At 42.6% G+C, this 7,252-nt stretch carries 8 protein-coding genes; all 8 read left to right on the forward strand.

Annotated elements, in window-relative coordinates; genetic code table 11:
- The first annotated feature begins 192 nt into the window (after positions 1-192).
- Positions 193-1,833, forward strand: a complete 1,641-nt coding sequence (gene urtB / locus A1QC_RS07740) for an urea ABC transporter permease subunit UrtB (protein ID WP_039836414.1) — start codon at positions 193-195, stop codon at positions 1,831-1,833.
- 57 nt (positions 1,834-1,890) lie between these two features.
- The gene (gene urtC / locus A1QC_RS07745) at positions 1,891-3,042 is read left to right on the forward strand and encodes an urea ABC transporter permease subunit UrtC (RefSeq protein ID WP_026025818.1); all 1,152 of its coding nucleotides are present in this window, start codon (positions 1,891-1,893) and stop codon (positions 3,040-3,042) included.
- Complete coding sequence (gene urtD / locus A1QC_RS07750) at positions 3,039-3,902, forward strand: urea ABC transporter ATP-binding protein UrtD (RefSeq protein ID WP_017025141.1); 864 nt, start codon at positions 3,039-3,041, stop codon at positions 3,900-3,902. Before urtC ends, urtD begins: the two co-directional genes overlap by 4 nt.
- A gap of 2 nt (positions 3,903-3,904) precedes the next feature.
- Positions 3,905-4,600, forward strand: a complete 696-nt coding sequence (urtE, locus tag A1QC_RS07755; protein WP_017025142.1) for an urea ABC transporter ATP-binding subunit UrtE — start codon at positions 3,905-3,907, stop codon at positions 4,598-4,600.
- 226 nt (positions 4,601-4,826) lie between these two features.
- A complete protein-coding gene (locus A1QC_RS07760; RefSeq protein ID WP_017025143.1) occupies positions 4,827-5,024 on the forward strand; it encodes a hypothetical protein in 198 nt (65 codons plus the stop codon).
- Positions 5,025-5,362: 338 nt separating this feature from the next.
- Entirely contained in the window at positions 5,363-6,238 is an 876-nt protein-coding gene (locus A1QC_RS07765) for a mechanosensitive ion channel domain-containing protein (protein WP_017025144.1), read from the forward strand.
- A gap of 105 nt (positions 6,239-6,343) precedes the next feature.
- Positions 6,344-6,820, forward strand: a complete 477-nt coding sequence (locus A1QC_RS07770; RefSeq protein WP_017025145.1) for an HAD family hydrolase — start codon at positions 6,344-6,346, stop codon at positions 6,818-6,820.
- Between the two features lie 327 nt (positions 6,821-7,147).
- The coding region (locus A1QC_RS07775; protein ID WP_017025146.1) for a cold-shock protein at positions 7,148-7,252 on the forward strand (105 nt) is incomplete at its 3' end.

Raw genomic sequence — 7,252 nt, forward strand, 5'->3', positions numbered from 1 at the left:
GTTTAACTGGGTGAATAAATATAAGCTGGTGAATAAATAGTACCCCTCACCTTTTATGGCGAGCGTAATGAAAGCCATAGAGGGTGAGATTCACCGAAGTTGTCGTTTATTGTTAAGGCTCAAAGATATGAGCAGGCAATAAAACCATTGATTTATCTTTGTTGAACAACGCATTGATAACCAGATAAATGGATGTATCTTGTGAAAATATCAATATTAAAAAAAACCATATCTTTAGTCGTTTTGTTTCTCGGGCTAACCGTGAGCCAATTCTCTGCGGCGCAAACTGAAACCTTTGAATCTTTTACAGAGGTTCAATCAGGGTTAATTACTGCAAAAAAGGGCAGCACTAAGCAAGCGATGATCGAGTGGCTTGCCAATTCGCTAGATCAAGAAAAAGCCAAATCATTACTACAACCTTGGTTAGACGGTAATTTGTATTTCCGTAAAGATGACCAAGCTTTATTTGTGATCGACAATTTTAAAGAAGGGCAAAATGCCCAAGCGATTGCCGATCAAAGCATCATCACCATCAGCAATAAACGTGACTTTTCAAAAATTCGTACCAATAACTCATTACGTTCTGAAATTCGAGATGTGTTGGCGAGAATGGATATTTCTGCCGATGATCCTGCGGTTCGTTTAGCGGCCGTAAATAGTTTGTTAGGGACGTCATCTCCAAAGATCATGGCGGCTTTGTCTGAGCAATATGATCTAGAAAACGACAGTGAGGTACAAGAAGCCATCAAACTGGCACTGGCGATTAACCAAGTCAAAACCAGTCAAAATGTCGCCGAGCAATTAGATGCGATTGACATTATTTCAGCTTCGACTCAGTCGGAAGTATATGGTGCGTTAAACCAAATTATTCATAGCGATGCCGATGAAAGCGTCATTAAAGCCGCGCAATTGGGGTTAAATAAATTCCAACAAAAACAGAGTCTTTACGGTGGGGTTGAAACGGTATTCTTCGGGTTAAGTCTGGGGTCTGTATTAGTGCTTGCTGGGATTGGTCTTGCGATCACCTTCGGGGTGATGGGTGTGATTAATATGGCGCATGGTGAGCTGATCATGATCGGCGCTTATACCACTTATGTGATGCAGCAATTAATGCCAAATAACATTGGCGCGGCGTTATTACTTTCTATTCCTGCGGCATTTGTGGTGTCGGGGTTAGTGGGGATCTTAATTGAACGTACCGTGATTCGACGTTTATATGGTCGCCCATTAGAAACGTTGCTCGCCACTTTCGGTATCAGCCTTATTCTACAACAAGCGGTTCGCAGTATTTTCTCTCCTTTAAACCGCTCAGTGAGTACGCCTGATTGGATGTCGGGTGCGCTCAATATTAACCCAATGTTATCGCTTACCTATAACCGCCTTTACATCATCTTGTTCTGTTTCATGGTGTTCTTGGGCTTATTGGCGGTACTGAAGAAAACGCCATTAGGCTTACAGGTTCGTGCGGTGTCGCAGAACCGCTCAATGGCTCGCGCCATGGGGGTACGTTCTGAGCGAGTGGATGCTATGACCTTTGGTTTAGGCTCGGGCATTGCAGGGATCGCCGGTGTGGCGCTTTCTCAACTGACTAACGTCGGGCCAAACATGGGGCAAAATTACATCATCGATTCATTCATGGTGGTGGTGTTTGGTGGTGTGGGTAACTTATGGGGCACGCTGGTGGCAGGGTTAAGTTTAGGCTTATTCAATAAAATCCTAGAACCATGGGCTGGCGCGGTTCTCGCAAAAATTCTCGTACTGGTATTCATCATTCTATTCATTCAAAAACGCCCGAAGGGATTATTCCCTCAACGTGGCCGTGCAGCGGAATAAGGAGGCTTTATGACTACGCAAACTCTCGCCTCTGGCGCAAATACATCGGCGACATTTCTGGCTCGTCGTTCTTTTATTGCCAGCGATAAAGGTGGAAAGATCACCATCACATTCTTGCTGTTACTGGCAATTGTGGTGCCGTTTTTAAACCTTGTGGTGCCAGAAGGAAATCCTTTCCATTTAAGCTCGTTTAGCGTAACCCAAATGGGGAAATATTTATCGTATGCCTTGGTGGCGTTAGCGGTGGATTTGATCTGGGGTTACTTAGGAATACTGAGCTTAGGCCACGGTGCGTTCTTTGCTTTGGGTGGTTACGCCATGGGCATGTATTTGACGCGTGAAATTGGCGATCGTGGTGTTTATGGTAACCCGCTTTTACCCGATTTTATGGTGTCACTGAATTGGTCGGAATTACCTTGGTTCTGGCATGGTTTTGACAACTTCGGTGTGGCGATTTTAATGGTGATGCTGGTGCCTGGTGTGTTGGCATTTGTGTTTGGCTATTTAGCGTTCCGTTCACGGGTGTCGGGTGTGTATCTTTCGATCATGACTCAAGCGCTGACGTATGCGTTAATGCTGGCATTTTCTCGCAATGAGATGGGCTTTGGTGGCAGCAGCGGCTTAACGGGTTTTAAAGATGTACTTGGGTTTAGCCTAGAACAAGACAGCACCAAAGTCGGGCTTTTTGTCACGACTGTGATGGCATTAGTGATTGGTTATGTGATTTGCAGAATGGTGATTGCGAGCCGTTTAGGTCGAGTGGCGATGGCGATCCGGGATGCGGAATCTCGCACTCGCTTTACTGGTTACGATGTCGACAGCATTAAGTTGTGGGTGTTTGTACTTTCAGCGGTCTTAGCGGGTATTGCCGGGGCGCTTTATGTCACGCAAGCAGGCAGTACCAGTGCGGCGCAGTTTGCCCCCATCAACTCCATTGAAATCGTGGTGTGGGTTGCCCTAGGCGGCCGAGCAACTTTGTTCGGTGCGATTGTTGGTGCGCTGATTATCAACTACGCCAAAAGCTGGTTTACCGTGGAATTCCCAGAAGTATGGCTGTTCGCGTTGGGGGGTATTTTCGTACTTTCAACCATGTACCTACCAAAAGGGGTTATGGGGGCATTATCCGAGCGTTGGGCTGAAAAGTCTCAACAAGGAAATGATAGCCAAGCATCAAACCACCAAACTAAATCAAGCGAGGTCTCATCATGAGCGCATTAGAATCTATTGTCACTCCAATCAAACGTGTTGGTGAAGGCTTTGAGAAGTTTACTCGTCGTGATGAGGTGTTTGACTTCCTAAAACCCATCAATCATCCGCTTATTGATACTCGTCATAACATCATGTTGTACATGGAAGGGGTGTCGGTTTCATTTGATGGGTTTAAAGCCATTAATGATTTGAACTTGTACATCAAAGAAGGGGAACTTCGATGCATCATCGGGCCAAACGGCGCAGGAAAAACCACCATGATGGACATCATTACGGGCAAGACACGCCCCGATCAAGGTCAAGTGTGGTTAGGCTCAAAAACCAATCTTCTTGAGATGAATGAAGCGGAAATCGCCAATGCGGGTATTGGGCGTAAATTTCAAAAGCCGACCGTATTTGAAAGCCTGAGCGTGTGGCATAACTTAGAACTTGCCATGACAGGTACACGTGGAACATGGAATACGTTCCGCGCCAGATTAACCGGCGAACAAAGCGATGAGATTGATGGCGTATTGTCGCTGATTGGCCTGAGTGATAATCGCCAGTTAATGGCAGGCGCTTTATCTCACGGGCAAAAGCAATGGTTAGAAATTGGCATGCTCTTGATGCAAAAACCTAAGTTGTTGCTGGTGGATGAACCTGTTGCGGGTATGACCCACCAAGAAATGGATCGCACCGCCGAGTTGTTACGATCTCTTGCGGGTAAACATTCAGTCGTGGTGGTTGAGCATGATATGGAATTTGTTCGTTCGATTGCCGATCAAGTCACGGTGTTGCATCAAGGGCATGTATTGGCGGAAGGGAATATGGATCAAATTCAATCCCATCCTCAAGTTAAAAAAGTGTATTTGGGAGAGTAAGGATGCTACAGGTTCAAGGCGTAAATCAATTTTATGGCGAAAGCCACATCCTTTGGGATCTTGATGTTGAAGTCGAAAAAGGAAAATGCACGGTATTAATGGGGCGTAACGGTGTGGGGAAAACCACCTTGTTGCAATGCATTATGGGTTTAAATCCAATTAAAAGCGGTGATATTACCTTTAAAGGTCAAAGTTTGTTGTCGTCATCGACCGAGCAGCGTCCACATTTAGGCATTGGTTATGTGCCTCAAGGTCGACAAATCTTTCCGATGCTGACGGTACAAGAAAACCTAGAGATTGGCTTGCCGATCCGCAAGCGAGGCGATCGCGTTATTCCAGAGTTTATCTTTGAGATTTTCCCCGTGTTGAAGGAAATGCTGCATCGTCGTGGTGGTGATTTATCCGGTGGGCAGCAACAACAACTTGCGATTGGCCGCGCATTGGTGGTTGAGCCGGAATTGTTGATACTGGATGAACCCACCGAAGGCATTCAACCGAATATCGTACAAGAGATTGGCGACATCATTCGTATGCTGAACGAGAAACACGGCCTCACGGTTTTGCTGGTGGAACAAAAGCTCGCCTTCGCTCGAAAAGTGGGGGATAACTTCTGCTTATTAGACCGAGGCAAGCGCGTAGCTAACGGTAAAATGGAAGGGCTAAATGAGCAATTGATTCAGCAGTATTTGACGGTGTAATGGCAGTAAATCAATAACAAGACTGAAAATAAATAGTACTTTAGCCCTGAATCTATTTAGTTTGGGGCTAAGTTATTGTAAAGAAAAAAAGCTCAGCTAAACTTATTTGACGTGTTCTTGACCAAAAGTCTTTTTAGTATCGAAGCGAGTGGTGTTATTGTCATTGTAAGTTATTAGAAATTTACGGAACTCGTATTAGAAATAAGAGTTCGAATAAGGGAGTGTTATGACTAAAAAAACGTTGTTTTTAGTGTTGATTAGCGGTTTGGTTCTAGGTGGTTGTGCAAGTACAGGGTCAAGCTCAACGGACACTTCTAGCTCAGCTGCAAACTCAGCTTCAAAAGCTACGGGTAGTGAAAGTGAATGTACTGCTGCTGGAATGAAAAGCTATGAAATGGCAAACGGTAGCATTGTTTGTTATTAACTAATTTGTAAAAACTGTCTTCCTATCTGTCGAACCTATGGTGGCCATTTTCCTACCTAATATGACAGATAGGTATTTGATCTTCTTTGATAACCCCTCCTTTCCCTCCTTAACTGCTCTTTATTAAAATTTTGTACTCCATCGTCAGATCACTAGTCTTGTTTCCTTATCAAAAAATAGTATTCCCACCCATGGCAAATATCTATATATTGCGCCTGATTTATTTGGCGTTTGTGGTGATATGCAACTTATCTTTAGGTTCGTTCTAGATCAAAGCTGAACAAATTCTGTTTTTTATTCATTACTTTTGATAAGTATTTTTAAGTAGGGAAGTCATGATGGCGGTAGAAGAAAGTCTCGCAAACGTATCATCTGCGCAAGTGGAAACAACGCACCCGGTGGTGACGAACTGGCTAACGGATAATTCAGATTTACTTATCCAATATAGCGTTAACATTATTTCTGCAATACTCATTCTTTTTGTGGGTAGCTTTATAGTTAAGTTAGTGAGTAAAGGCGTCGTTAATTTACTTGAAAGCAAGAGAGTAGATGCGTCAATGGTGCAGTTTATTGGTTCTTTAGTCCGATATGCTTTACTTGTGATGGTCGTTATTGCGGCTTTAGGCTCCCTTGGTGTTGAAATGGCATCTATGATTGCTGTTCTTGCTTCTGCCAGCCTTGCGATTGGTTTAGCGCTTAAAGGTTCGCTTTCAAATTTTGCCTCTGGTGTCTTGATTGTGATTTTCCGTCCCTTTAAAACGAAAGATCATATTGAAGTCAGCGGTGTTGCTGGAAGCGTTCAAGCGATTGATATTTTTCATACGATTTTGACGACCGGTGACAATAAAATGGTTGCGGTTCCAAATAGCAAAATCATGTCCGGCCCTATCGTGAATTTTTCACGCCATGAAGCGCGACGGATTAACTTTGAAATTGGGGTTTCTTACCAATCTGATTTGAAGAAAACTAAAGAAGTGATTGCTCGAGTGCTTAAATCAGAAGAACGCATCTTAGCACTTCCTGCACCGACTATAGGTGTCTTGGCTTTAGCGGATTCATCTGTCAATATTGCGGTTCGACCTTGGGTTAAAACTGCCGATTATTGGAAGGTTTACTACGATACTTTACAAGCAATAAAAGAAGAGCTTGATAGAGAAGGGATTCAAATTCCTTACCCACAAATGAGCGTTCATCTTAATAGAAAAGAGATTTAACTATTTAGTTTAAACCTGTGATTAAAAAGGCGCTCTCAGTGCCTTTTTTGTTCTCAATGGCTTTAATGAATGAAGCTTTAATAAATTAGCGTAAAGGAATAACCAATGCCAAATATCTATCTATTCGACTGGGGTGATACGTTAATGACTGACTTTCCAAATGCCGAAGGAAAAATGTGTGATTGGGATGTCGTGGAAGCGACGGATGGCGCAAAAGAAGTGCTTGGTTACCTATCAAAAAAACACCCTATTTATATTGCCACAAATGCTGATGATTCCACGGAGCAAGACATTAAGAATGCATTTGAAAGGGTGAATTTAGCACAATACATATCAGGCTATTTTTGCAAAGAAAATCTTGGTATATCGAAAGGATCTGCTGAGTTTTATTTGAAAATTTCAGAACAATTACAATGTGCAGCCAATGACATCACAATGGTGGGTGACACGATAGAAAAAGATATTTTCCCCGCGATGCAAGCAGGGTTAAATGTGATTTGGTTTAATCCTGATGGATTAAGTTTGATTCAATTAGTCGAGCCAGTTCCTCAAATCACCAAGCTGAAAGAATTATATTGTTAAGGTAATTTTAAATTTATAGTAAATAAATAATGATAACGTACTAAAAATAGTTTTTCAGTGTAGAAGAAATACTGCCATTTGATATATTTATATGAATATAATTTAAAATAAACCTTTACATCGTTCATGGTTCAGGTATTATCCATCTCGCTCTGTTGTTCAGAGTTATTAATGAAACATAAAGTAAAAGTTAAACCTCAGAATTCCTTCGTCATTGTTGTTATCCTCAGTTTTTCCCTTAGCTTCACGTCACATTCAATAATTCAAGCTCTCAGCACATCGCATTCGGCGATAATACTATGAATTTTAATATATAAGGGACACTACATGTCTAGCAAAACAACTGGTTTAGTAAAATGGTTTAACGAAGAGAAAGGTTTCGGTTTCATTACTCAAGATAATGGCGGTGCTGACGTATTCGTACATTTCCGT

Origin of the sequence: Vibrio rumoiensis 1S-45 (genome assembly GCF_000286955.2) — a bacterium.
GTDB classification, from domain to species: domain Bacteria; phylum Pseudomonadota; class Gammaproteobacteria; order Enterobacterales; family Vibrionaceae; genus Vibrio; species Vibrio rumoiensis_A.